General features: G+C 65.6%; 20 protein-coding genes. 6 read left to right on the forward strand and 14 right to left on the reverse strand.

Features of this window, described 5'->3' with window-relative positions:
- The 5 genes from AC3A5N_RS04030 to AC3A5N_RS04050 form a co-directional block, all read right to left on the reverse strand.
- Nucleotides 1-1047 (reverse strand): formylglycine-generating enzyme family protein, encoded by a 1047-nt coding sequence (locus AC3A5N_RS04030; RefSeq protein WP_487736015.1) that lies wholly within the window; start codon nucleotides 1045-1047, stop codon nucleotides 1-3.
- 25 nt (nucleotides 1048-1072) lie between these two features.
- Complete coding sequence (locus AC3A5N_RS04035; RefSeq protein ID WP_487736314.1) at nucleotides 1073-2092, reverse strand: glycoside hydrolase family protein; 1020 nt, start codon at nucleotides 2090-2092, stop codon at nucleotides 1073-1075.
- 114 nt (nucleotides 2093-2206) lie between these two features.
- Nucleotides 2207-2848 carry a 2-dehydro-3-deoxy-6-phosphogalactonate aldolase gene (locus AC3A5N_RS04040; protein WP_487736016.1) on the reverse strand — a complete coding sequence of 214 codons (642 nt, stop codon included), beginning with the start codon at nucleotides 2846-2848 and terminating at the stop codon, nucleotides 2207-2209.
- Nucleotides 2845-3714 (reverse strand): 2-dehydro-3-deoxygalactonokinase, encoded by an 870-nt coding sequence (locus AC3A5N_RS04045; protein WP_487736017.1) that lies wholly within the window; start codon nucleotides 3712-3714, stop codon nucleotides 2845-2847. Before AC3A5N_RS04045 ends, AC3A5N_RS04040 begins: the two co-directional genes overlap by 4 nt.
- A gap of 10 nt (nucleotides 3715-3724) precedes the next feature.
- A complete protein-coding gene (locus AC3A5N_RS04050) occupies nucleotides 3725-5383 on the reverse strand; it encodes a sodium/sugar symporter (protein WP_487736018.1) in 1659 nt (552 codons plus the stop codon).
- A 163-nt stretch (nucleotides 5384-5546) separates the two neighbouring features.
- Between AC3A5N_RS04050 and AC3A5N_RS04055 the strand changes: the two genes are divergently transcribed.
- Nucleotides 5547-6287, forward strand: a complete 741-nt coding sequence (locus AC3A5N_RS04055; protein WP_487736019.1) for a FadR/GntR family transcriptional regulator — start codon at nucleotides 5547-5549, stop codon at nucleotides 6285-6287.
- A 12-nt stretch (nucleotides 6288-6299) separates the two neighbouring features.
- Here the strand turns inward: AC3A5N_RS04055 and AC3A5N_RS04060 are convergent, their stop codons facing one another.
- From AC3A5N_RS04060 to AC3A5N_RS04085, 6 genes are all read right to left on the reverse strand, one after another.
- Entirely contained in the window at nucleotides 6300-7328 is a 1029-nt protein-coding gene (locus AC3A5N_RS04060) for a glycoside hydrolase family 43 protein (protein ID WP_487736020.1), read from the reverse strand.
- 108 nt (nucleotides 7329-7436) lie between these two features.
- The gene (locus tag AC3A5N_RS04065; RefSeq protein WP_487736021.1) at nucleotides 7437-10169 is read right to left on the reverse strand and encodes a TonB-dependent receptor; all 2733 of its coding nucleotides are present in this window, start codon (nucleotides 10167-10169) and stop codon (nucleotides 7437-7439) included.
- A gap of 143 nt (nucleotides 10170-10312) precedes the next feature.
- Nucleotides 10313-11479 carry a cellulase family glycosylhydrolase gene (locus AC3A5N_RS04070; protein ID WP_487736022.1) on the reverse strand — a complete coding sequence of 389 codons (1167 nt, stop codon included), beginning with the start codon at nucleotides 11477-11479 and terminating at the stop codon, nucleotides 10313-10315.
- Nucleotides 11480-11514: 35 nt separating this feature from the next.
- Nucleotides 11515-12672: an aldose epimerase family protein gene (locus AC3A5N_RS04075; protein ID WP_487736023.1), complete on the reverse strand. Its 1158-nt coding sequence runs from the start codon at nucleotides 12670-12672 to the stop codon at nucleotides 11515-11517.
- Between the two features lie 70 nt (nucleotides 12673-12742).
- Entirely contained in the window at nucleotides 12743-13600 is an 858-nt protein-coding gene (locus AC3A5N_RS04080) for an SMP-30/gluconolactonase/LRE family protein (RefSeq protein ID WP_487736024.1), read from the reverse strand.
- The gene (locus AC3A5N_RS04085) at nucleotides 13597-15393 is read right to left on the reverse strand and encodes an IlvD/Edd family dehydratase (protein ID WP_487736025.1); all 1797 of its coding nucleotides are present in this window, start codon (nucleotides 15391-15393) and stop codon (nucleotides 13597-13599) included. The genes AC3A5N_RS04080 and AC3A5N_RS04085 overlap by 4 nt, the downstream gene beginning before the upstream one ends.
- Nucleotides 15394-15554: 161 nt before the next feature.
- On the opposite strand from AC3A5N_RS04085, the gene AC3A5N_RS04090 reads away from it, so the two are divergent.
- The 5 genes from AC3A5N_RS04090 to AC3A5N_RS04110 all read left to right on the forward strand — a co-directional run bounded on the left by AC3A5N_RS04090 (nucleotide 15555) and on the right by AC3A5N_RS04110 (nucleotide 20380).
- Nucleotides 15555-16499, forward strand: coding sequence for a Gfo/Idh/MocA family protein (locus tag AC3A5N_RS04090; RefSeq protein WP_487736026.1), 945 nt, complete (start codon nucleotides 15555-15557; stop codon nucleotides 16497-16499).
- A 37-nt stretch (nucleotides 16500-16536) separates the two neighbouring features.
- The gene (locus AC3A5N_RS04095) at nucleotides 16537-17106 is read left to right on the forward strand and encodes a septal ring lytic transglycosylase RlpA family protein (protein ID WP_487736027.1); all 570 of its coding nucleotides are present in this window, start codon (nucleotides 16537-16539) and stop codon (nucleotides 17104-17106) included.
- A 150-nt stretch (nucleotides 17107-17256) separates the two neighbouring features.
- Nucleotides 17257-17511, forward strand: coding sequence for a hypothetical protein (locus AC3A5N_RS04100; RefSeq protein WP_487736028.1), 255 nt, complete (start codon nucleotides 17257-17259; stop codon nucleotides 17509-17511).
- A gap of 19 nt (nucleotides 17512-17530) precedes the next feature.
- Entirely contained in the window at nucleotides 17531-18853 is a 1323-nt protein-coding gene (locus tag AC3A5N_RS04105) for a L,D-transpeptidase family protein (RefSeq protein WP_487736029.1), read from the forward strand.
- A 108-nt stretch (nucleotides 18854-18961) separates the two neighbouring features.
- On the forward strand, nucleotides 18962-20380 hold the full coding sequence (locus tag AC3A5N_RS04110; protein WP_487736030.1) for an MFS transporter: 1419 nt from the start codon (nucleotides 18962-18964) through the stop codon (nucleotides 20378-20380).
- Between the two features lie 154 nt (nucleotides 20381-20534).
- Here the strand turns inward: AC3A5N_RS04110 and AC3A5N_RS04115 are convergent, their stop codons facing one another.
- The 3 genes from AC3A5N_RS04115 to AC3A5N_RS04125 are packed head-to-tail and all read right to left on the reverse strand — an operon-like array spanning nucleotide 20535 to nucleotide 24716.
- Entirely contained in the window at nucleotides 20535-22103 is a 1569-nt protein-coding gene (locus AC3A5N_RS04115) for an alkaline phosphatase D family protein (protein ID WP_487736031.1), read from the reverse strand.
- Nucleotides 22104-22114: 11 nt separating this feature from the next.
- Entirely contained in the window at nucleotides 22115-23410 is a 1296-nt protein-coding gene (locus tag AC3A5N_RS04120) for a metallophosphoesterase family protein (RefSeq protein WP_487736032.1), read from the reverse strand.
- A 37-nt stretch (nucleotides 23411-23447) separates the two neighbouring features.
- Nucleotides 23448-24716, reverse strand: a complete 1269-nt coding sequence (locus tag AC3A5N_RS04125) for a ComEC/Rec2 family competence protein (protein WP_487736033.1) — start codon at nucleotides 24714-24716, stop codon at nucleotides 23448-23450.
- Nucleotides 24717-24739 lie beyond the last annotated feature (23 nt).

The raw sequence follows: 24739 nt of genomic DNA on the forward strand, positions 1-24739 counted from the left end.
TCAGCGGCGGCCCTCACCGGCCTCGTAGACGAGACGGAAGCCGACGTTGGAGGCGCCCATGCCGGGGTCGCGGCCGGTGCGAGCGGCGGGGCGGTAGCGGCGGCAGTAGTTGGGGGCGCAGAGATAGCTGCCGCCCTTGATGACGCGGGGAACCAGTCCCGGCTGAGCCGGATCGTAGGCGGCGTTCTCGCTCGGACCCTTGGGGTTCTCCGCCGGAGCCTCCGGGTCGTGACCGGGGGCGTAGAAGTCCGACGTCATCTCCCACACGTTTCCGACCATATCGTAGAGCCCGTGGGCATTCGGCGCGTAACAGCCGACCGGCGCAATGCGGTCGAAGCCATCGTCGCCCGCGTTGTGGACGGGAAACACGCCCTGCCAGCTGTTCGCCTCCGCAGGCTGCTCGGTGCTGGGCGCTGCGCCGGCGCGGGCGGCATACTCCCATTCCGCCTCGGTCGGCAAACGGCCGCCGCGCCAACGGGCGTAGGCCGCCATGTCGTCATAGGCGAGATGCACCACCGGCTCGTCCGCGTGGTAGTCGGGCCCGGCAGGACCATAGGGCTTGCGCCAGTTCGCACCCGGCACATACTCCCACCAATCCGCATATTGCGTGGACGGGTTGTCGGGCGGCGTGAACACCGCCGATCCCGGCTCCAGCATATGAGGTGGAATCTGGTCGAGAGGCACGCCGAACAGCGCGGGGTCGACCGGTTCTTCGGCAATCGTGTGATAGCCGGTCGCCTCGACGAATGCCGCGAACTGGCGATTGGTGACTTCGTGGCGATCGATGCGGAAGCCGCTGACCGTCACTTCGCGCACCGGCCCTTCTTCGGGATAGACGTCGTTCTGCCCCATCACGAACGTGCCGCCGGGGAGGCCGACGGGTTCATCGGACGGGGTGGTGCAGGTCCGCTCCGCCGCGGCAGCGGGGCGCGGCTCGCTGCCGGCGGGCGCCGGCTCGTCACAACCGCCGATCAGCAGTAGCGCGATCAGGGACAGCCGCCCGCCGAACGGTGCCGATCGCGCATGTCGAGAGCATGTAATCACCATGACTGCCAGGCGGTCGGAAACCGCCTCAGTTCGGGAATGCCTTGACCAGCGCATCGTACTGCGCGCGGCTGATCGGCAGCATCGAGCCGTGCCGGGCACCCGGGGTCATCTCGTAGCGGTTCCACTCGGGAATCCCCGAATTGCCCGAGACCTGATACCAGGGCCCTTCCAGCCGCGGCGCCATCGAGAGGCCGTAGCTGGTCCCTGCATATTGTTCGTAGTAGAGATACCAGTCCTCACCGTCCGGCGAGCGGATGAGCGTCGGCGCCTCGCGGAAATTGGGGCTCAGCGGCGGGCCCGGCTCGGGGAACGGGCCGGTGAGCGTGGGGCCGCAAGTGATGCGGACCGTCTTGCCCGTGGTCCAGTTGTACGAGGGGTAGCGCTCGTCCTTGACGATGGCGCAATAACCGCCCGCCGGGTTCGGCTGCATGATCGTATCGATCGTGGCCATGTCCCAGGTGAAGAGCCGCTTCGGCGGCGCGGTGAAGGTCTTGAGATCCCTTGAGAGCGTGTAGAGCGTGCGCTGGCTCGCCCAGTAGCGCTCCGGATCCTCGTCGCTGCCGGGCACGTTCGGGGTGTGCCACATCAGCAGGAACTGGCCGGACGGTTTGTCGAAGAACAGCTTGGGCGCGCCGATCCGCTGGAGCGCATGCGGATGGTTCTTCACCTTCGACAGATCGGGCTGATAGGTGCCGAACGGCTCCCAACGGATCAGATCGTCGGACACCCAGAAGCGGATCAGAGGATCGTCGTCGCTCTTGTTGCCGACGAGGTAATAGCGCCCGTCCGGCCCCTGCGCGATCGAGGCGTGGCCGTGGTAGTCGGAGGAGACCGGCTTTCCCTTGTTGAGGAAGGTCCAGTGCAACCCGTCCGTGCTGACCGAATAATAGAGCGTGCCGTAGTCGCCCTTCATCATATGCGCGAAGAGATACGCCTTCTCGGACTCGGCGGCGGGCTTCGCCTCTTCCGCGGCCTGCGCGAGCGCTTGCCCCGCTCCGAGCACGAACAGCATCGGCGCGAGCGCGCGCAGAATCCCCTTCACCATCGATGTCACGCTAGCCTCCTCCCAGACACTTCGAGCTGATGCGGAAGTGCCGCATTCTCGGAATGGCGGAAGAGTATCATTAATCTGATAAATAACAACCCGGCATGTGCGGGATCAGGTCGCGCCTTCAGGCTTTGCGGCCGCGACGAAGCGTGCAGCGCGTTCCCGGATCTCGGGGAGAGTCACGCCCGGCGCGTAGAGCGCCGACCCGATGCCGAAGCCGGACGCGCCGGCCGCTTTCCAGGGATCCATTCCCTCGGGCGTAACGCCTCCCACCACCAGCACCGGCAGCGACGGCGGCAGCACCGCCCGCTGCGCCTTCAGCACTTTGGGCGAGGCCGCCTCGGCGGGGAACAGCTTGAGCGCATGCGCTCCCGCCCGAGCGGCTGCGAAGGCTTCGCTGGGCGTGAAGTAGCCGGGCAGCGAGACGAGGCCTGCTTCGACCGTGGCGGTGATCACCGAAAGGTCCGTATTGGGGGATACGATCAGCTCGCCGCCAGCGTCGCGCACCCGGGAGACTTGGTCCGGGCCGGTCACGGTCCCTGCCCCCACCATCGCGGCGCCATCGAGTCGGCGGGCGAGCCGCGCGACGCTGTCGAACGGATCGGGCGAGTTGAGCGGCACTTCGATCAGCGTGAATCCGGCCTCTGCCAGAGCCTCGCCCACGCCCTCGACCTCGTCGGGCTGGACGCCGCGCAGGATCGCAACGAGGGGGCATTTCGCAAAAGCGTTCCGGAATCTCGTATCCACACTCATTCCACCAAATCCCAAATTAGCCGGATGCCCGCGACGAATGCGGCGTGGCTGTCGACGATCGTGGCCTCGCCGCCGAACGCGGCGACCGCGCGCGCGTAGAGCCGGCCGAGCTCTGGCCCGGCGAGGATGAAGGGGCTCGCGCCCGCGGCATGCGCGGCGACGTCCGCACCGATCAGCAAGCCGCTGGCGTAGGACGCCGATTCCTCGCGCGGCCGCTTGCGCAGCAGCACGTCGGCCCGTACGCCGAACAAGTGCGCCAGCAGGTCGGGCGAACGCGCCCGCTCGACACCGGCGAGGAAAGCCGCATCGTCTTCAGCCGCACGGTCGATCTGGCCGGCGAGCAGGCTGTGATCTTTCAGGAGGGCGAACATCTCGCCGGTGATGGCGGTGGTGAAACGGGTGATCCCGCCGTCGGCGACATGAGCCCATTTGCAGTGAGTGCCGGGCTGCGCGAGGAGCGCGGTCGAGGGTACCTGTCCGGCCGCCACGGCGCCGAGGAACTGCACTTCCTCGCCGCGCATGGTGTCTGCACGGCCCTCGCCTTCGAACGAAAGCCCGGGAACGATCGCGGTGCGGCCCGGCTCGACCCAGCGCAGCGCCGCGGCCAGATCCTCGACCCGGGCCGGGCACGGAACATATCCCGCATCCGCCCATCCCCGATCCGAGCCGACCATGCCCGCGCACAGCATCGGCAGGTCGCCGAGCCGCTGCCGGATCGCCGCCGCCTCGCCCACAAACCCGTCGCGTCCGACCTTGACGACCCCTTGGTCGTCCCGTTCGGTGTGCTCCACCGCGCCGTCCTCGCCGATGACGAACACGCGTCGGTTGGTGGTGCCCCAGTCGACCGCGAGGAAGCGCCCCTTCATCGCCGGCCGCTCACCACCAGGTCGCGTAGAGCGCGAGGAGGATAGCGATCACCCCGAAGGCGGCGGCGTTGAAGCCCGCCGTCGTGCGGTAGCTGATCCCCGTCGTGGTAATCCGGTCGCGTCCGGCGGCGCCCGGAATGGCGAGCGACAGGACGACGGCCAGTGCAAGCGCGATGAGGAACACCAGGCCCATCCGGTTCATGAACGGGAAGTCCGGCATGAACTCCTTGAAGGCATAGGACAGCACCACCGATGCGATCGCTGCGGCGATCGCGCCAGCCTCGCTCGCCCGCTTCCAGAACAGGCCGAGCAGGAAGATCACGGTGATCCCGGGCGTGAAGAAGCCCGAGAATTCCTGGATGAACTGGAATGCCTGGTCCGACCCGCCGAGCAGCGGACGCGCCGTGAGCAGCGCGATGACCGTGGCCGCGGCGGCGGCGATCCGGCCGACCAGGACCAGGTGCTTCTCGTTCGCGGCGCGCAGGCTTTCGTCCTCGGCCGGCGGATAGGGCGCGTGCCCTGCCGCATCGGGATCGCCCGCCACGCGCTCCTCGTCCTCCGCACGCGTCGCGACGCGGCGGTACTTTGCATAGAGATCGAGCGTGAAGATCGTGGCGATCGAGTTGATCTTGGACGCAGTCGAAGCGACGACGGCGGCCATCAGCGCGGCGAACACCAGGCCGAGCAGACCCGGCGGCAGATAATGCATCATCGTCGGATAGGCCTCGTCCGCCGGGTCGAGCCCGGGCGCGAGGATGACCGCAGCGAGGCCCGGCAACACGACCACCGCGGGCATCAGCAGCTTGAGGAAGGCGGCGAACACGACGCCCTTCTGCGCTTCGCCCAGGCTGCGGGCGGCGAGCGCACGCTGGATGATGTACTGGTTGAAGCCCCAGTAGCTGAGGTTGGCGATCCACATGCCGCCGACGAGCACCGCGATCCCCGGCAGTTCCTGATAGCCGATCTCGCCCGGTTCGAGGATCATGTTGAACTTCTCGGGCGCTTGGTCGAGCAAGGCGGTGAAGCCGACCCACACGCCCTGTCCTCCGCCGACTTCGTTGAGCGTCAGGCCGGAGATGATAAGTCCGCCGAGCACCAGCAGCGTCACCTGGACGATGTCGGTCAGCGCCACGGCCTTGAGACCGCCGTAGAGCTGGTAGAGGAGCGCAAAGCCGCCCAGCGCATAGAGCGCCACGTCCTGGTCGACGCCGGCGACCTTGTTGACCGCGATCGAGCCGAGCCAGACGATCGAGGTGAGATTCACGAAAATGTAGAGCGCGATCCAGAAGATCGCCATCAAAGTACGGATCGTCGGCCCATACCGCTGTTCCAGGAACTGCGGCATCGTGTAGATTTCGTTCTTGAGGAAGATCGGCAGGAAGTACTTGCCGACGATCAGCAGCGTCAGCGCCGCCATCCATTCGTAGGAGGCGATCGCCAGCCCCAGCCGGTAACCCGCGCCGGACATGCCGACGATCTGCTCGGCCGAGATATTGGCCGCGATCAGCGAGGCGCCGATCGCCCACCAGGGCAGATCCTTGGACGCGAGGAAATAGTCGGAGCTGTTCTTGGCGTGCCCGCCCTTCTCGCGCGACACCCATTGCGCCAGACCGAAAATGCCGATCGCGTAGATAACCACCACGACCGCATCGATGGTTGCCAGATCCAAACTCGCCTCCCGTCCCGAACTCTTGTGTTCTGCCGCGCCCATACGATAATGCGCCCAGCAGCAGGTGGTCTATTTATATGATCTATAGGACTTGTCCAGCGGCCACGTGCCTGCCTATATGCGGTGCAATGGACCGGGACATTATGAGGAGGATAGCGGCCTGATGACGGCGATGGATCCGGCAGAAGTGCGCACGCAGCTTGGCCGCAACCTTACCTACGGCATGCTCGATACCCTCGGGCGCGCCATCGTCATCGGCAGCTATCAGGACCGCGTATTCCCGACCGAGGCCGAACTGGCCAAGGAATACGGCGTGAGCCGCTCGGTCACGCGCGAGGCGGTGAAGATGCTGACGGCCAAGGGGCTGCTGAGCGCCCGCCCGCGGCAGGGCACGATCATCCAGCCGGCCACATCGTGGAACCTGTTCGATACCGACGTGCTGCGCTGGCTGCTCGAACGCAAGTTCTCGGTCGAGCTGCTGCGGCACTTCAACCAGCTTCGCGTCGCGATCGAACCCGAAGCGGCGGCGCTTGCGGCCACATATGCGGAGCCGTCCGACCTCGAGGCGATCGATGCCGGGCTCAAGCGGATGCGCGCGGCCGAACAGGGGAACGACGATACGCTCGATGCCGACATCGCTTTCCACGTCGCCGTGCTGCGCGCCTCCGCCAACCCGTTCTACGCGCAGTTCCGCGACGTCGTCTCGACCGCGCTGCGGACCTCGATCCGCTTCACCAACCGGATCAAGGGCCGCTCCGCCAGCGTCGACGATCACGCCGCCGTCCGCGACGCGATCGCGGCGCGCAAGCCCGATGCCGCGCGCAAGGCGATGAAGCGGCTGATCGGCGACGTGCTCGAACTCATCGAAACCGCCGACGACGAGCCGGAGCGGCTGGCCGACTGATCGGCCCTTCGGTCACTCGCTGGCGCCCGGCGGCGCGAGCGCAGTATCGCCGGCGGCAGGCTCCCCGAATACGGGCGCACCCTCGCTGTCCCATTCGAACCGCTGAATCCGCGGCGACCGCTTGCTCGTGCATTGCATGTCCGGCCCGGGATTGGCGTGATAGATGATCCAGTTCTCGCGGCCGTCAGCGGCCGTGAAGAAGCCGTTGTGCCCCGGCGCATAGACGCCGTTCTCCGGTGACTTTCGGAAGACCGGCTCCGGCGACTTGGTCCAGGCGGACGGATCGAGCGGGTCGCTTCCCGCAGGCGCCGAGAGCAGGCCGAGGGCATAGTCGTCGGACCAGCAGGCGCTGGCCGAATAGCTGAGGAACAAGTCGCCGTCCGGGCCGAGCAGGAACTCGGGACCTTCGAGGATCTGGCGCCCGCCCTGCTTTTCCCAGGCGTGTTCCGGGCGAGCGATTATCGCCTCCTCACCCTCCAGCGTCCACGGGTCCGCCATGCGCGCGATCGCGAGCACGCTATCCGGCCCCACGTAGGGTGAGTAGACGAAGTAGCGCTCGCCCTCGTACACGAAGGTCGTGCCGTCGATGCCGCTGTAGCGGGTGTTCACCTGCCCCCGGTCGATCCAGGCGCCGGTGGTCGGATCCTCCGCGCCGTTCTCCAGCACGAACACGCCGCGATGCGCGTCGTTGTCCTGCCCGCTCGCGGCCGCCGTGTAGTAGACGTACCACTTGCCGTCGATGCGGTGCAGCTCCGGCGCCCAGATCGAAATCGCGTTGGGGCCGGTCGCGGGCGGGCGCCAGATCACCGTGGGCGATGCTTCGGCGAGCCGGGCCATGTCGCGCGTCTTGCGCATCTCCAGCCGGTCTCCGCTGGTGTGCATGTAGTAGAACACGCCCTCGTGTTCGGTCACCCAGGGATCGGGGCCGGAAGGCAGGAGGGGATTGGTGAACGTGCGGGGCGCGGCGGTCGCGCAGGCCGCGAGCAGCCCGCAGGCCGCGATGGTCAGCCACCTGGCGCGGCGCTTCTTCGGATCGGACATCGGCGGTTCCTCCGGCAAAGAAATGGGCGGCACGGCGGCCGCCCAAGGGAGAGAAAGGGTGCCGCCGGACGAACCGGCGGCAGTTCAGGAAATCGGGAAGCCGCGGCGTCAGAACTTCACGCGGACGCTGGCCCCGTAGAACGTGTCGTCGACACGGATGTCGTGCGGGTACTGCGGGATGTCGAAGTAGCTGAGGTACTTGCCCTTCAGCACGTTCACCCCTTCGAAGTTGACCGTGATGTTCTCCGTCACGTCGTAGCCGATCGAGAAATCGAGACGGCCGTTCGGACGCACGTAGTTGAAGTAGATCTGCTGCTCCGGAACCAGGAGCTGCGTGAACGTGCCATCGTAGTAGCGATCGCGCCAGTTGTAGGCGACGCGAGCGTGCAATCCGTACTTTTCGTACAGGGCGCCCACATTGTAGGCGTGCTTCGACACTCCGCCCAGCGCCTCGCCCTGAAGCAGGTCGCCTTCGGTCAGAACCTCTGTATCGGCGTAGGTGTAGTTCGCGAACACGCCGAAGCCGTCAAACCCGTCCGGCAGGAAGTCCAGGAAGTACTGACCGCCGACTTCGAAGCCCTGCAGCCTCGATGAACCAAGGTTGCGCGGGCGATTGATGTCGTAGGTGATCCCGTCGATCACTTCCTCGGCGACGTTCCGGGCCACGCGGTCCTTGATGTCGCGGTAATAGACGCCTGCCGCGATATAGGAGCCGCGACCGAAGTAATATTCGATCGTAGCGTCGTAGGAATCGGCCACCTGCGGCCTCAGGTTCGGATTGCCGCCGGTGCCGCTCGGGCGGATGTTCGCGTTCGACGGGATGGAATAAGTGAGGCCCGGATTGAGATCGGCGAACAACGGCTGAGCGATCGTCTTCGCGTAGCTGGCGCGGAGCTGAAGCTCGGGCGTCAGCTGGACACGGATGCTGGCGTTGGGCAGGAACTTCTTGCTCGACGAGGTCGCTTTCACCGGCGTGAGCACGCCCACGCCATCCTCGGTCACCACCCCGGTCCCCAGGATAGTGCGGTCGGTGATGACATAGCGCCCGCCAATCAGGCCATCGACAGGGATGGTTCCGACGTCGAATGCATATCGACCCTGCAGATAAAGCGCCATCGTCGCTTCGTCCGCGTCGAAGCTGCGCGTCGGGCTGTCCTCCGGATCGCCCGCGGGCCCGCCATAGAGAGCGCGCAGCACATCGGTATTCTCACGCAGGAAGTCGGGATCCGGCGTGATCCAGTGCTGTCCGCCATTGATGACCGGGATCGTCGCCGGCGATTCGATCAGGAAGCCTGCGGGCAGGCCCGAGTTCGCGACCAGCCGGTCGGCCATGTTCGATGCCGGCGGCCCGCCTGCAAGATTGCCGCGGAAGGTCGCGTTGCGGTCGGCATAGCGCACGCCGAACTGGACCTCGTCGAGGAACGAGCCGACCTCGTACGAGCCGTCGAACATTGCCTGCGTAATCGTGCTGTTCGAGCGCCTGTAGTCCTGGAACAGGCTGTTGATGAACATGAAGCCGTCCGGATCGCCGACGGGGTTGCCGACCATGTCGGTCGTCCCATGGCGATCGTCGTTAATGTCGACGTTGACCTGTTCGATCCGCTTGCCGATGTCGACGATCGTCGTCCGGTTGTTGGTCTTGCTCTGGAAGCGCGAAAGATCGAGCCGCAGGTTCCATGGGCCGTCGGTGATCTTGACACCGCCGGCGAACAGATACTGATCGGTCTTGTCACGCTTGGCCTGGGTGCTGGTGTTGCCGGGCACGTTGTTGAACGTCGCCGAGCTGCCGATGCAGAGATCCTGGATGTCGGCCGCGTTGGGGTCACGGAAGCCAGCCGGGTTGACCGGTGCCTGGAAGCAGAGATCGGTCGCCTCGACGTTGCTGATGCTCTCCGCCCCGAAGATGTCGGAGAAAATGAAGAACGTGCCGAACTTCGCGCGGTAGCCCGAGTAGAGACCGTCCAGGTAGAACTCGACGGTGTCGTTCGGACGCCACTGGAACGCCGCGTTGACCTGGGGCCGCTGATACTTGCCGGTGTCGGTCAGTCCGCCGACGCAGGTCGGCAGAACCACGCCGTCGCCGCCCGGAGGGCCGTTGCTCCCCGAGCGCGGATCGCAGTTGAACGAGATCGGCCGGTTGAAGCTGTTGTCGGAGTAGGACAGATTGATGAGCGCGCCCATCTCGCCGTCGCCTGCGTCCCAGCGGCCGCCGATCAAGATGCCGCCGTTGTAGCTCAGCTCGTCGGCGTTCTCGCCGTAGGTTGCGCGGCCGAGCGCGCTGACCGTCAGGCCCTTGTCGAGGTCGAAGGGCTTGCGCAGCCGCAGGTCGATATTGCCGGCAATGCCGCCTTCGATCTTCTCGGCCGAGTTCGACTTGTAGACGTCTGCCCGCGCCAGGGCCTCTGCCGGCAGGTCCTGGAAGGCGAAGCCGCGCCCGACGCCGGTGAAAATCTCGCGACCGTCGAGCGTGGTGATGATGTCGCCGATGCCGCGGATCAGCGGATTGACGATCTCGTTGTTGAAACCGTTGACCACCTGCACGCCAGGCACGCGCTGAAGCGCCGCAGCGGTCGTCGTGTCCGGGAACTTGCCGATGTCCTCGGCGACGATGGAATCAACCACCATGTCCGAGTTCCGCTTGATCTCGGCCGCACGGCTGAGACTGGCGCGGATGCCGGTGACGACGATGAGATCTTCCTCGCTGTCGGCCGGAAGGCCGGCGGAAGCGTCGACCGATTGAGAGCTGGACTGAGGCTGAGCAGCGTCTTGCGCGAAAGCCGTTCCCGACCACGCGATCGCAAGCAGCGAAGCCGAACGGAGGATGCCCTTGGACCAAATCATGATGTTCTCCCCATACCGCGTGGCGGTGTCCCGGTTTTCCGGTGTTGCGCCAATCGTAACGCGGCTGAAATAGTCTTACAAGTAGTATTTGTAGTATAATTGACGGCGGGCGCAGGTCACCTGCCCCGCCGCCTCGACCGACCTCAGTCTGCGGCGCTGATCGCCGGCTGCGTCGGAGTTGGAGGCACGACACCCTTGGGCGCCGCGGCGAGCCGCTTGATCAGATCGACCTCGGCCTGCCTATAAGGCGTGCCGTCCGTGTGAAGCACGTCGTGGAACCAGATCGTCGGTTCGTCATACGTGTACGGCTTCTTCCAGCTGTCCCACGGCAGGCGGGTCTGCGATTCCCCGTCGACGAAGCCCCAGTTGTACATCGCGATGTTGAGGCGCTTGGCGATCGGCAGCGATCCGTCGAAGGTCGAGCCGTTGCCACGGGCCATGTACTCGGTGCACAGGACCGGCCGGCCGTAGCTCAGCATCTGCTGCGCTCGCTGCTCGAACTGCTCGGGCCAGTTGTAGTCGTGGAAGCTCATCACGTCGGATTCGGCGAGCTGGATCTTCTCGACCGCGTCGCGCTTCTCCATCCGGTGCCAGTCTTCGCCGATCCACAGGCCGCTGGTCAGCGGCTGGGTGGGGTCGGCGCTGCGCGCCCATTCGAAGACGTCGTCGAGCAGCCCCGCGACCATTTCCTTCTTGTTCGGCGTGGGCTCGTAATTGCCGCCGCCCTCGTTGTTCGGCTCGTTCCAGACGTCCCATGCCAGGATGCGCTCGTCGTTGGCGAAATGCCCGACGATATCCTTCACGTAGCCTTCCAGCTTGTGATGCTGGCTCTTGTCCGCAAGCCGCTCCGCACCGGGCGCCTGGACCCAGCCCGAGTTGTGAACACCCGGAATCGGCGGGTGCTGCGCACCGGCGACCGGATGGGGATCCCAGCAGCTGTCGAACAGCACGAACATCGGCCGGATGCCGTGCTTGGCGGCGATGGTCAGGAACTGGTCCATCCGCTGCTTGAGCCCCTCGGGATCGTTCTCCCACAGCAGGTTGTGGAGGTAGACCCGCATGGTGTTCATGCCGAGATCCGCCGCCCAGCCGAGCTCCTTGTCGATCGTCGCGGGATCGAAGGTTTCGGCCTGCCACATGTCGAGCTGGTTGATCGCAGTCGCCGGATTGTAGTTCGCGCCGACGAGCCACGGCTGCTCTTCGTACCAGTCGTTGGCTTCCTGCTTGGTCCACATCTCGCGTGCCTGCGCGGGCGCGGTCATTGCGACGACCGAAACGGCCGCGAAGAACAGGGTCATCGAACGCTTCATTGAAACCTCCCGTATTGTTCTGTGCAGCGCGGGTATCAGCGCGCCGCTTTGGCCTGCCCGCTCGACAGGCGGTAAATCATGACGTTGCGATAGGTCTCGCCCGGCTCGAGCCGCCCGGATCCGAACGTCGGCTGGTTGGGCGTGTCGGGGAAGAGCTGCGGCTCGAGCACGATGGTATCGCCCTGGCGGTAGATGCCCTTCGACTTGCCCGCGATCGTGCCGTCGAGGAAGTTGCCCGAGTAGAATTGCAGACCCGGCTGGTTGGACCAGAGCTCGAAGCTGCGGCCCGAAACCGGCTCCTCGACCCGCGCCATCAGGCGCGGCTCGGCTGACACGGTTTTCGCGATGACGAAGTTGTGATCGTAGCCGCGGCCGTAGACGATCTGCTGATCGCTTGCGTCGCGGACGCGCTCGCCCACCGCATGCGGTTCGCGGAAATCGAACACCGTGCCGTCCACCCGGCGGAATTCACCGGTGGGGATCAGCGTCTCGTCGACCGGGGTATAGTGATCCGCCGGAATGGTGAGCACGTGGCCCATGGCACTGCCCGCACCTTCGCCGAGCAGGTTCCAGTAGGCGTGATTGCTGATGTTGACGATCGTCGGCTCGTCGGTCGTTGCGCGATACTCGATCGTCAGCGCATTCGCTTCATCGAGCGAGTAAATCGCGAACACGGTCAGTTCGCCCGGATAGCCCTGATCGCCGTCGGGGCTGACATAACGCAGGGTGACTTTGGCGGCCGGCCCGTCTTCCACCGAGACGACCTCCCATAGCACCTTGTCGAACCCTGCTGTGCCGCCGTGTAGCGAATTGGGGCCGTTGTTGACCGGCGTCTCGTACGTCTTGCCGTCGAGCGTGAAGCGCCCCTTGGCGATCCGGTTCGCGAAGCGGCCGACGGTCGCGCCGAAGTATTCGGGCTTGGTCAGATAGCCTTCGAGCGTAGGATAGCCGAGCTGGACATCCGCCTTCTCGCCGTTGCGGTCGGGCATGATCAGCGACTGGAGCGTCGCGCCCAGGCTGATCACGGTCGCCGACACACCCTGGCCGTTCGACAGAGTCACCGCAGTGACCTGGCGCCCGTCAGGCAGCGTGCCGAAGCTTTCCTGCGATGCGGTCGCGGCGAGTGCTGCATTCGGCATGCCCATCGCGATCGCCGCCGCCGCAAGCGCGGCTGCCTTTGCCTTAAGCGTCATCTTCTCCCTCCTGATGCGAACCGTAACAACGGCCTTCTATCGAGTAAAGCAGTTTAATATGATAAATGCACTAACCGGCGTATTTGTGAGGCGCAAAGCCGCGCCGCCCGGTTTCGACTTCGAACAGGGCACCCCCGTGCTCCTCCGTTACGCCGTCCGCAGCGGAGGTGACGAACATCCGGTCGAGCGCGTGGCCGGCGAAGGCGCAGCTCGTGATCTGCGATGCAGGCAGCTCGACCGCTTCGTCGGGCCGACCATCTGGCGAGAAGCGCAGCACCCGCGACGCGCCCCAGCACGCGACCCAGAGGCCGCCATCGCTGTCGAAGGTCATGCCGTCGGGCGTTCCCCATCCGCTCTCGAATTCGACGAACAGCTCCCGCTCGCCCAGCACGCCCTCGGCGTCCACGGGGAAGCGATAAATCAGGCCGAGCCCGCTGTCGGTATGATAGATCCAGTCGCCATCCGGCGCGATCGCGGGGCCGTTGGCGATGCGATAACCGCTGTCGACCCGCGCAACGCTGCGGTCCGGATCGAGCCTATAGAATGCGCCGTCCGGCCGGTCAGCGGTTACCGGCATGGTCCCCGCCCAAATACGCCCGTCCGCGTCGGCCTTCGCGTCGTTCAGCCGGTTGTCGGGCATATGCGGCTCCGGATCGACGATCGGGTTCACCTGCAGCGGATCGAGCGAAAGTTCGGCAAACCCGTTTTGCAGGCCCGCGATGAAGCCGGGCCGCTCGCGCCGCTCGATCACCCAGCCGATCATTTCGGGAACCGGCCATTCCTCGACTGCACCATCGTCCAGCGACAGGCGGTTGAGCCGTCGCCCGAGAATGTCGACCCAGAACAGCGAATTGGCGCCAGGCGACCACAGCGGCCCTTCGCCCAACTGGTCGCGGCGTGCGCGGTCGATGACGCGAAGGCGGGTCAATGGCTGTCGCGCGGCATGCCCTTGGCCGCGATCCGCTGATACTTGACCGCCGGCTCGAGCACGGCGCCCCCGTCGAACTGACCCACGATACCGCGCTGAATCTCCTGCCACGGAGTCTGTGAATCCACGATGCCATAGCCGCCAGCCGCTTCCAGTGCGGTTCGGCGGCGGGTCAGTTCGAGATCGTCGACGAGCATGTTCACCTCGCGCCGTTTCAGGTCGACTCGAATGATGTCGCCTGTTTGGAGAAGCGCAATACCGCCCCCCGCCGCCGCTTCGGGCGAGGCGTTGAGGATCGACGGTGAGCCGGACGTGCCGGACTGGCGTCCGTCGCCGATACACGGCAGCGCTTCCACGCCGGCACGGATCAATGACGCCGGCGGCCGCATGTTCACCACCTCGGCACCGCCGGGAAACCCGATCGGGCCGGTGCCGCGAATGACCATGATCGTCCGATCGTCGAGGCCAAGCGCAGGATCGTCGATCTTCGCATGGTAGTCCTCCGGGCCGTCGAACACGACCGCGCGCGCTTCGAAAGCGTCAGGATCGTCCGGATCAGACAAATAGTGCGCCCGGAACCAGTCCGAGATGACGCTGGTCTTCATCACCGCGGTATCGAACAGGTTGCCGCGCAGCACCGTGAGGCCCGCCGCCGGCTTGAGCGGCGCTGCGAAGCGGCGGATGACCCGTTCGTCTTCAGGCTCGGCGTCGCAGTTGTTCTCCGCGATCGTGCGACCATTGGCCGTCAGCGCCTCGCCGAAGATCAGGTCGGCCCTGAGCAATTCGCCGATCACTGCGGGCACGCCGCCCGCGCGGTAGAAATCTTCGCCGAGATATTCACCCGCCGGCTGCAGATTGACCAGCAGCGGGATCTCGGCCCCGTGCCGCTCCCAGTCGTCGAGCGACAGCTCGACCCCGACGTGCCGGGCGATCGCGTTCAGGTGGATCGGCGCGTTGGTCGACCCGCCCAGCGCCGAGTTGACGCGGATCGCGTTGAGGAAGGCCTCGCGCGTGAGGATGTCCGACGGCTTGCGGTCCGCGGCAACCATCTCGACCGCGCGCCGCCCCGTTTCCCAAGCACACTGCTGCCGATCCCGATGGGGCGCCGGAATCGCTGCCGAGCCGGGAAGCGCCATACCCAGCGCCTCGGTCAGCGAGTTCATCGTCGTCGCCGTACCCATCGTGTTGCAGAAGCCGGTCGACGGGGCCGAGGACGCGACCAGCTTGATGAAACCCTTGTAGTCGATCTCGCCCGCGGCGAGCATCTCGCGCGCCTTCCAGATGATCGTGCCCGAACCGACGCGCTCGCCCTTGTGCCAGCCATTGAGCATCGGTCCGACCGAAAGCGCGATCGCCGGAATGTCCACGGTCGCGGCAGCCATCAGGCAGGCCGGCGTGGTCTTGTCGCAGCCGATCGTCAGCACCACGCCGTCGATCGGATAGCCGTGGAGAACCTCGACCAGGCTCAGATAAGCCAGATTGCGATCGAGCCCGGCCGTCGGACGCTTGCCGGTTTCCTGAATGGGATGGACCGGAAACTCCAGCGGAATGCCGCCGGCGTCGCGGATCCCTTCCTTCACCCGCTCCGCCAATACGACGTGATGGCGGTTGCACGGCGTCAGATCGCTGCCCGTCTGGGCAATGCCGATGATCGGGCGATCCGACTGCAGTTCTTCGAGCGAGAGTCCGTAGTTCAGATAACGCTCGATATAGAGCGCCGTCATGTCGGGATTTTCCGGATTGTCGAACCACGCGCGGGAACGAAGACGCGGGCGATCTTCACCTGCGCTCATTGCGGCGCCGTCCGCTGAAATCCGTGTCCGAGCCAGGTCATTCCCCCTCCAATCGATCGGCCGCGTCGGATACGCCAGCCGGTATGCACCCGGGTTGATTACCAAGCCGGTTTGAATTTATAAAGCGTATATATCCGATAAATCAGGGAAGGAAAGAACCGATGCGGAACGACGGCGATGGGGGAGCGCCCATACGGCTGGCGCTCGTCGGCATCGGCAAGATCGCACGGGATCAACATATCCCCGCGCTGCAGACCAACGGATCGTTCGACCTGGTGGCGGCAGTTAGCAGAAGCGGCGGAATTGAGAACCTCCCCTGCTTCACCGACATCGGCGACCTGCTCGAGAGCGGCCTCGAAGTGGATGCGGTATCGCTCGCGACGCCGCCTCAGGGCCGCCACGCGATCGCCAGCGCCGCGCTGAACGCGGGGCTTCACGTCATGCTGGAGAAGCCGCCAGCCGCCACGGTGAGCGAGGTTGCCGATCTTGCAGCACGCGCGCGCGCTGCCGGTGTGGCGCTCTTCGCGACATGGCATTCGCGGGAGGCGGCCTCGGTCGACGCGGCGCGCGACTGGCTGGTGGGCAAGACGCTCCATTCTGCGAGAATTGATTGGCGGGAAGACATCCGCGTCTGGCATCCGGGGCAGGAATGGATTCTCCAGCCCGGCGGGCTCGGCGTGTTCGATCCGGGCATCAATGCCCTGTCGATCGCGACCGCCATCCTTTCGGAACCCCTGCTGCTCCAGTCGGCACGGCTCGAATTTCCCGCCAACCGCCAGGCGCCGATCGCCGCCCAGCTTTCGCTTCGCAGCGGCGGTGCACCGGTCGAGGCCGCGTTCGACTTTCTGCAAACGGGTCCGCAATCGTGGGACATCGTGCTGGAGACCGATTCCGGCCGTCTCGTCCTGTCGGACGGCGGCCAGCGGCTCGCGATCGACGGCGCCGAAGTCTCGGCCGGCGCCAACGAGGAGTATCCGCGTCTCTATCGCCGCTTCGCCTCGCTCGTTCGGGAAAGTGCCAGCGACGTCGACCTCGCCCCCCTGCAACTCGTCGCCGACGCATTCCTCCTTGGCGAGCGCAGCGAGGCGTCCCCGTTCAGCTTCTGACTTTATCCCGGCGCCCGCTGCAAGTACGAGCGGACGGATGGGGAGACTTTCAGCAACGCGGATCGTAGCCGCAGCGGCGGCGGCTCTGACGCTGGCGGCCTGTGCGGGTGGCAATTTCAGGCCCGTGAGCGACAGCCCGGTGAGGATTGGCCAGCCTTACACGATACGCGGCACGACTTACACGCCAGCCGCCGCGCCTTCTTACGACGCGCTGGGATATGCGAGCTGGTACGGGAGCGAGTCCGGCAACCGCACGGCCAATGGCGAGCGCTTCCGCCCCGACTGGATCACCGGGGCCCACACCACCCTCCCCCTGCCCAGCTATGTCGAGGTGACGGCGCTCGACACCGGCCGCCGGATCATCGTGCGAATCAACGATCGCGGTCCGTTCGCGCACGGCAACCGCATCATCGATCTGTCACGCGGCGCTGCCGAGGAACTCGGCATCAAGGCGCGGGGCATTGCGCCCGTCCGCGTGCGCCGCGTCGAACCTTCGGAGAAGGATCGTGAGCGCCTTCGCGAAGGCAAGCCCGCTCGCGCACTGAAACCGGTGCCGCAGCAGGAGTTGCAGCAGCTTCGGGCACGCCTGTCGAGTTGGGGCCGCTAAGCGGAAAGCCCCGCCTTCTTCCGTCCCTCCGACACGCCGAGATGCCCCGACCGCACGTCGAAGCGGAACTGGAGGGCCGGCTGTGTGTTGAATGCACACCGGAACGCCGGATTGCTCGCTTTTTCCGATACAAGGTTGAGAGGAATTCCGATGAGACGCACTAATATTGTTCTCGCTGCAGTCGGTGCCATTGTCCTCGCCGGTTGCGCGACGGAAGAGCCCCCCGCGCCGCCGCCACCGCCGCCGCTGCCGCCGGGTGCGGTCGCCGGTTCGGTAGCCGCGGACCGGGACGGCGACGGCATTATCGACGGTTACTACACGGCGGATGGGGTCTATCACCCCAACTACGTCCCGCCGCCCCCGCCGCCGCCTCCGCCGCCGAGTTCGACCGGTGAACGCGGGTAAAGGATAGAGCCGCAGCACAATGACTTTCCGCCAGTTCGTCCGTGGCCTCACGCCGGCTGCGTTGCTCAGCGTGTCCATGGTCGCTTTCGGGTCCGTTCCTGCGCATGCAGCAACCGAGGCAGCACAGCCGGCTCTGTCGCAGGACGCAGTACTGACCGACGCCATCGCGGACGCGGCTGGCGGAAAGATCAAGAAGTTCTACCGGGCACGTGACTACCGCCCGCTCTGGATCGAAGATGGCCTGATCGGCCGCGATGCGCAGGTCCTCCTGCGCTATCTCGACGACGCCGATCTCGACGGCCTCAAGGCCTCCCGATATGACCCCGACGAGTTGCGGGAAGACATCGCCAGCGCCGACACCGGCGATGTGGACGAACTCGCTGCCGCCGAAGTGGCGCTGTCGAAAGCGCTGGTCCGCTACATCCAGGACATGCGCGAGACCCGCGACGTCGGCATGACGTTTGTCGGCGATGGCTTGGAGCCGCCGGAGCTTGACGACGATGCGATCCTGAAAGTCGCCGCGAGGAAGGATTTCAGCAGCTATCTCGCGGGCATGGCGTGGATGAGCCCGCACTATGCGCGCATGCGCGAGTTGCTGCGCGCCGCACACGCGAACGGGTCGAGCGATCGCGTCGTCGACACGCTGCGCCTGAACCTGGAGCGCGCGCGGGTCCTGCCGTCTGCGGACGTCCGTCATATCGTGGTCGACGCTGCTTCCGCCCGGCTCTGGTATTACCAGAACGGCAGGGAGGTTGGCTCGATGCGGGTGGTCGTCGGCGCTCCCGAGACACAGACGCCGATGCTCGCCGGCTATATCAACTACGCGATTCTCAATCCCTACTGGAACGTCCCCGACTACCTCGCGCGCGACAACGTGGCGAAGAAGGTCCTGGCGGGACGTTCGCTCAAATCCATGCACATGGAAGTGCTCTCGGACTGGGGTCCGGACGCCCGGGTCGTCGATCCCGAGACGGTCGACTGGCATGCGGTCGCGGCCGGTCAGCAGGCTCTCAGGGTCCGCGAGTTGCCGGGGCCGTGGAACTCGATGGGGAAGGTCAAGTTCCTCTTCCCCAATGACGAGGGCATCTACCTCCACGACACGCCGGCGCGGGACCTGCTCCGCAGGAACGACCGCCACCTCAGCAACGGTTGCATCCGGCTGGAGAAGGCGAACGAGCTCGGCCAATGGATGCTCGGCAAGCGCCTAAAAGCCGACGGCGACGAACCCGAACAGCCCGTCCCGCTGGCCGCCCCCGTCCCGGTCTATCTGACCTACCTGACCGCCACGAGCACGAAAAAGGGCCTAGCGCTACTCGACGACGTGTACGGGCGGGATACGTAACGCGCTGACGGCTGGACGCGGATGTCCGGCCATGCCTGGCCGGACGCTTGGGCCTCCTGACGATATCGACTGCTTGCGCCGCGGCGCCGAGCGAAGGATAGGCGAGCCATGCCTCGGCCGGATCCATTCCATCTGATTCTCGCCAACAATCTGGTGCAGAACGTCGTCAATTTCACCGTCTGGTTCGCCCTGGTGTTCTGGGCGTTCCTGGAAACGCGCTCGGTGTTCGTCACCGGCATGATCGGCGGCATCTACCTGGTGTTCACCGCCGGCTTCGCGATCTGGTTCGGCAGCCTGGTCGATCATCACCGCAAGAAGCGGATCATGCTCGCCTCGAGCGCCGGGTCGTTCGTTCTCTATGCCGGCTCGCTCACCGCCTACGTGCTGGCGCCCGAAGGCGCGCTGGGACGGGTCGACGGTGCGCCGCTCTGGGGCTTCATACTCCTCGTGATGCTGGCCGTGATCTGCGGAAACATCCGCATGATCGCGCTGCCGACGCTGGTCACTGCATTGGTCGAGGAGGACAGGCGCGACAAGGCGAACGGGCTGGTCGGCATGGTGACCGGGATCGGGTTCCTGCTGACGTCCGGCATCAGCGGCTTTCTCGTCGCCTGGGACGGGATACGCGGCACGCTGGTGCTGGCGATCGCCTTCACCGCGCTGGTCTTCCTGCATCTCCTGACGGTACGTATCGACGATCCCGAACCGGCCTCGTCTGCGCCTGGCGGGCGCAAGCACGTGGACCTGAAGGGCACGATCAGCGTCGTCGCCGCGGTGCCGGGGCTGTTCGCGCTGATCTTCTTCGCCACCTTCAACAACTTCCTCGGCGGCGTGTTCATGGCGCTGATGGACGCCTACGGCCTGTCGCTGATGGAGGTTCAGGCCTGGGGCATCCTGTGGGCAGTCGCCTCGTGCTCGTTCATCGTCAGCGGCCTGACCATCGCCCGAACCGGCCTCGGAAAGAACCCGCTGCGCACGCTGCTGCTGGTCAACCTGATGGTCTGGACGGTGGCGAGCGTGTTCACCATCCAGTCCTCGATCGTGCTGCTTGCAGTGGGCTGCGTGATCTGGCTGTTCCTCGGCCCCTACGCCGAGGCTGCCGAACATACGACGCTGCAGAAGGTCGTGCCTTACGAGCGGCAGGGGCGGGTGTTCGGCTTCGCGCAGTCGGTGGAGCAATCCGCCGCGCCGCTGACGGCGTTTCTGATCGGTCCGCTCACCCAGTTCCTGGCGATCCCGTTCATGACCACCGGTGCAGGCGCCGAGGCGATCGGAGACTGGTACGGCACGGGGCCGGAGCGCGGCATGGCCCTGGTATTCAGCGCAACCGGCGTGCTCGGCATCGTGATGACGCTGATCGCGTTCAATTCCCGGCAGTACCGCCAGTTGTCAGCCACTTATGCAGGCACGACGAACGAAAGCGCCGCCCCGGCTCACTCCGCCGAAGGAATAGTGGAGAGCTTCTCGACCCTAGCTGCGGCAGACGGCGCCGAGCCACCACACGTTCCGCCGGGAAGAGGGAGTTGATCCGGCCGACGCGGTCGTCCTCGCGCGGTGATTCGCACCTCGCCGTTTGCCACACGGCACATGATCCTCTCCGTAAGATGTGCCTTACTGCCGACCGATCCCTTCAGCGGCGCTTGGGAAGCTTTGCTGTTGGACGTGTCTGAGTGACTGCTTTCTAAAGCGGATGAACTCCCGGCTCCTGCGGAACGGTGGCAAGCGTTGCGACCTTGATCTTGGCACCGCCCGAGGTGGTGACCCTGTCCAAGCCCACGACGTCGGTACGCCACTCATCCTTGCCGATGGTGAAGAGCTGATAGCCGCGGCGATCGCTCAGCAATTGGGTGTGTGGATTGTCGGCGAGGACGTTCTCCCATCCTCTTGGGACATCCGAACCGTCGCCGCCCGAGGAGATCGAGGTCGCGACATACTCCGTCGCCGCAGCCGGGCCGTCGAGATTGTCCTCATGCATTGGGACTACGCCCGCATGGTGCTTGTGCACATCGCCGGTGGCCACCACGACGTTGGTGAGGCCTTTCTCGCCGATGGCATCCACCACCCGCGCCCGCGCATCGGAATAACCGCTCCACGAATCGAAATTGTGCCGGCCGTCGGCTCGGTTCTCGGGGTAGAGGAAGGGCATCATCATGACTTGCTGCGCGAGCAGGTTCCAGCCGAAGTCAGCGCTCATGCCCTCCTTCAGCCACGCTTCCTGCTCCGCGCCCAGCATCTGCGATGGCACGACGTCTCCCGAGGGAAGGCAGTGCTCCGTGTTCTGGAGCCCGCAGCGCTGGTCTGTGCGATGCTGACGAGTATCGAGCAGGTGGATACGGAGGAGCCGACCGTAATCGAGCCGCCGGTGCATGCGCAGCCCGCCGCGCGCGGGAAACTGCGCCCGCCGGACGGGCATATTTTCGTACCACGCCTGCATCGCGGCGTAGCGGCGCAGCAGGAACATCTCGGGCGGGGTGCCTTGCTCGTCCCACGTGTCCACCCAGTTATTGTCGACCTCGTGGTCATCCCAGGTGGGCAGGAAGGCAGCCGCGGCATGGGCGGCCTGGAGATCGGGGTCCATCTTGTATTGGGCGTAGCGGCGGCGATAGTCGTCGAGCGAGTAGATCTCGTCACCGACATGGCTGCGGAAGCAGGTACGCTCACCGTCTTCGCCTTTCGGGCAAACGCGGCCGGCCACATGCTCGTAGATGTAATCGCCATAGTGGAACACCGCGTCGAGATCGGGTTCTTCACTCAAGTGACGGTAGGCCGTGAAGTAGCCGCTTTCGTAGTTCTGGCACCCGGCGACACCGATGCGCAGCTGATCCACCGGAGCACCCGCCGCCGGAGCTGATCGAACCGTTCCGACGGGGCTCGTCTCGCCGCCCACGAGAAAACGGTACCAGTAGGGCCGGCCTGGCTGGAGACCGCCAACCTCGGCGTGGACCGAATGGCCGAGCTCGGGCCGGGCCATTTCCTCGCCCGAGTGGACGATGCGGGTAAAGCGCTCGTCTTCGGCAACCTGCCACTGCACCGGCACCGCCTTCATGGGCATACCGCTGCCCCGCTCGAGCGGATTGGGTGCGAGCCGCGTCCACAGGACGAAGCCGTCAGGATGAGGATCGCCGGACGCCACGCCGAGCTTGAAGGGATACCCCGCAAGCGACTGGCCGAAGACCGGCCGCGACGCGAGCCCGGTGAATATGGCGAGCGAACCTGCCGCCTTGATCAGATTGCGGCGATCCAGCGGCATCGTCCCGACCCTCACTGTGCGGCCTCGCCCGTGGGCGTGCCGAACCTTTCGTGGAAGCCGCCAAGTTCGATGGTGAACTCCTCGCGCGCCAGATAGTCCGCGTCCGGCAGGTGCGCCTGCTTGTCGTGCGCCTTGTACCATGCGCTGTACTCGGGAAGTTCCGATGCGAATTTCCCGTAATGCGTGGAGTAGGTACGGACTTCGATGCGCGGGCGGTCCGTATCCAGGTGGAACTTCAGCAGCCGCAGCCAGCCGTCGCCTACCTGAGCGCTTTCCGCGCCCTTGCTTCGCGCTGTCTGCCCGCGCCCCTGATAATCGGCCATCATCTGATAGACTGCGTTGCCCGCCCGGTTCGTCTCGACGCTGAAGCCCTGGCCGCCGACATGGCCGCTCAGGACCAGGAAGATCTGGTCGTGCCGGCTGACGAACTCCTCCCAGATCATCTCCGGATCGTTATCGAGCGGGTCGAGCGTGCTGCTCAGCGGATTGGAGTTCATGTTGTGCGTGCCGTCGCGCCCCAGATAATCGTGGGTGGTCAGGATGGTCGGCAGATCCGGAAAGCGGCCGATCACCTCGGTTGCCCAGGCCAGCGAGGCGTCCGGGGCGTGGTACTGCAGGCCGATGTGGAGGAAGCGGCATCCACCCGCGGTGAAGACCTGCGCGCTGTCCGCGCCGTCGTCGTGAAAGCCGACATACCAGGGCTGGTCGGCGAAGAACTTGGACCTGTCGGAAAATGCGGACTGAAACCCTGTCAGGCCGCCGACATGGCGCACCCCTTGCTTCTTGATCTCCGGTTGGGGCGGATGTGCCGGGTCGGTCCACAGAGCGTCATAGTCGTGGTTGCCCGGCACCACCGAGAACGGCAGCTTGCCCGCGATGAGTTCAAACGCCTGAACGGCGGCGGGGATTTCGAACGATCTGGTATGGACCTTGGGCGACCTGGCGACTTCGGACCCGCCGTTGGGCATCCATTCGAAGCCGCGCGCGGCATGGCCCGGGTCCATCCATCCGGAATAGTGTTGCCAGACATCGCCCACGTGCGTGGCGAACACGATGTCACCGCCCGTGCTTCTGGCGTTCTCAGCCACCCAGCGCATCTGCTGGTAGAATTGGTCGACCCCGTCGATCGGAAAGCCGGACCATTTCTGGTGCCGGTAATCCACGTAGTTCTGCGTGTCGGGAATCATCGCGACGGTGAACGCGCCGCAATCGCCTTCTCGGTAGTCGGCAGCGTAGGCGGCGGCGGGAAGGGCGGCCGCGACCAGAAGGACGGCTCCAAACTTGGCCAGAGCTCGACAGATCGTCATGCGCAACGCTCCTTCTCGTGATGCACCGGGTTTTGGCTCATTTGCTGGCGTAGGGACCGAACGCGGCCTTCACGTGCTGTTCCTCGTCACCATCGTCGAGTACGAAGACGCGGTAGCTTGCCCCGCCGGGCGCCACGCGGATGACGACGTGCCCTTGCGTGCTCGCCGCGTCCTCGATGCCATAGGTCGTCTTGAAGGTGGCCGGGGAGACATTGGTGACGAACACGTCGCGCGGGCCGGGCCAGGTCGCCTGGGACGTCATGCGCTTGTAGGTGTTCACCGCCGGATGCCCCTCCGCTCGCGATCCGATCACGATCACCCGCGGGCGCAGAATTCCCAGGAAGGCGGCGCTGTTCGCATCCCAGCTCCCGTGATGATTGGCCTTCATCGCGTCGACCGGGCCGCTCGCTTGCGCCGCGGGTGTTTCGACGTTCTTCCACGCGTCGGCGGAGGAGAGCGTCTCATCGCCGGCGGCCGACAAGTCGCCGCCAGTGAAATAGTCGAACTTTCCGTAGGTGACGCGAAAGGCGATGCTGAGCTTGTTCTCGATCGGATAGTCGCCTTGAGAAAGGCTCTCGATCGGCGGAAAGAGCTCGCGCTTTTCGTAGCCGAGACCGGCCCAGACGGCGCCATTGGCCATCAGGTTGCGCACCTCGAACTGCGGATAGGCGTCAGGCCGGCGCAGCAGTTCGATCTGGTCGTTGCGCCCCGGCTCGAACCGTTCGACCTCGACGCCGCGGTTGTTTGTCTGCCAGTCGAGGAACTCGCGGTAGTTCGCGACCGTGCGGCTCTTCAGCGGCTTCGGATAGGCGTAGTCGGGCCAGCCTCGATCGATGATCTTGCCGATCGGCAGGTGCTCGGCGATTTCGGTGATCCCGCTCAACTGGTAATCGCCCTGTTCCGAGTGCGGTGAATCGTCGACGATCGCGCCCATGTGATCGCCGTGAAAGTGCGACAGAAGGGCGCAATCGATCCTGCGCGAGGATGGCGGTAGCGCGCGCTCGACATACCGCGCGACCCATTCACCGGGCGGGCGCGAGGCGTCGGGCTTGGTCGGAAGCGAGAATGGCGGCTTTTCGATCGTCTTGCCGCTGGCGTCGACCAGCAGGCTGGTGCCGTCCGGAAAAACGAGGAACGAAGCCTCACCCCGGCCGGTGTTGATATGGTGAATGTCGAGCTCGCCCTCGCTCCAGGCGGGGAGGGGTTGCCCCACCTCGGACCCTGCGGGCGCGGTTTGCGCCTCCGCAGGGCCAGTCGGCAGGAAGCCGAGCGCCAGGATACAGAGCATCAGCGGTTTGATTGCCATGACTCTTCCCGCAGGCCTGCGCG

Source organism: Pelagerythrobacter sp. Soil_C_18 (genome assembly GCF_057657235.1).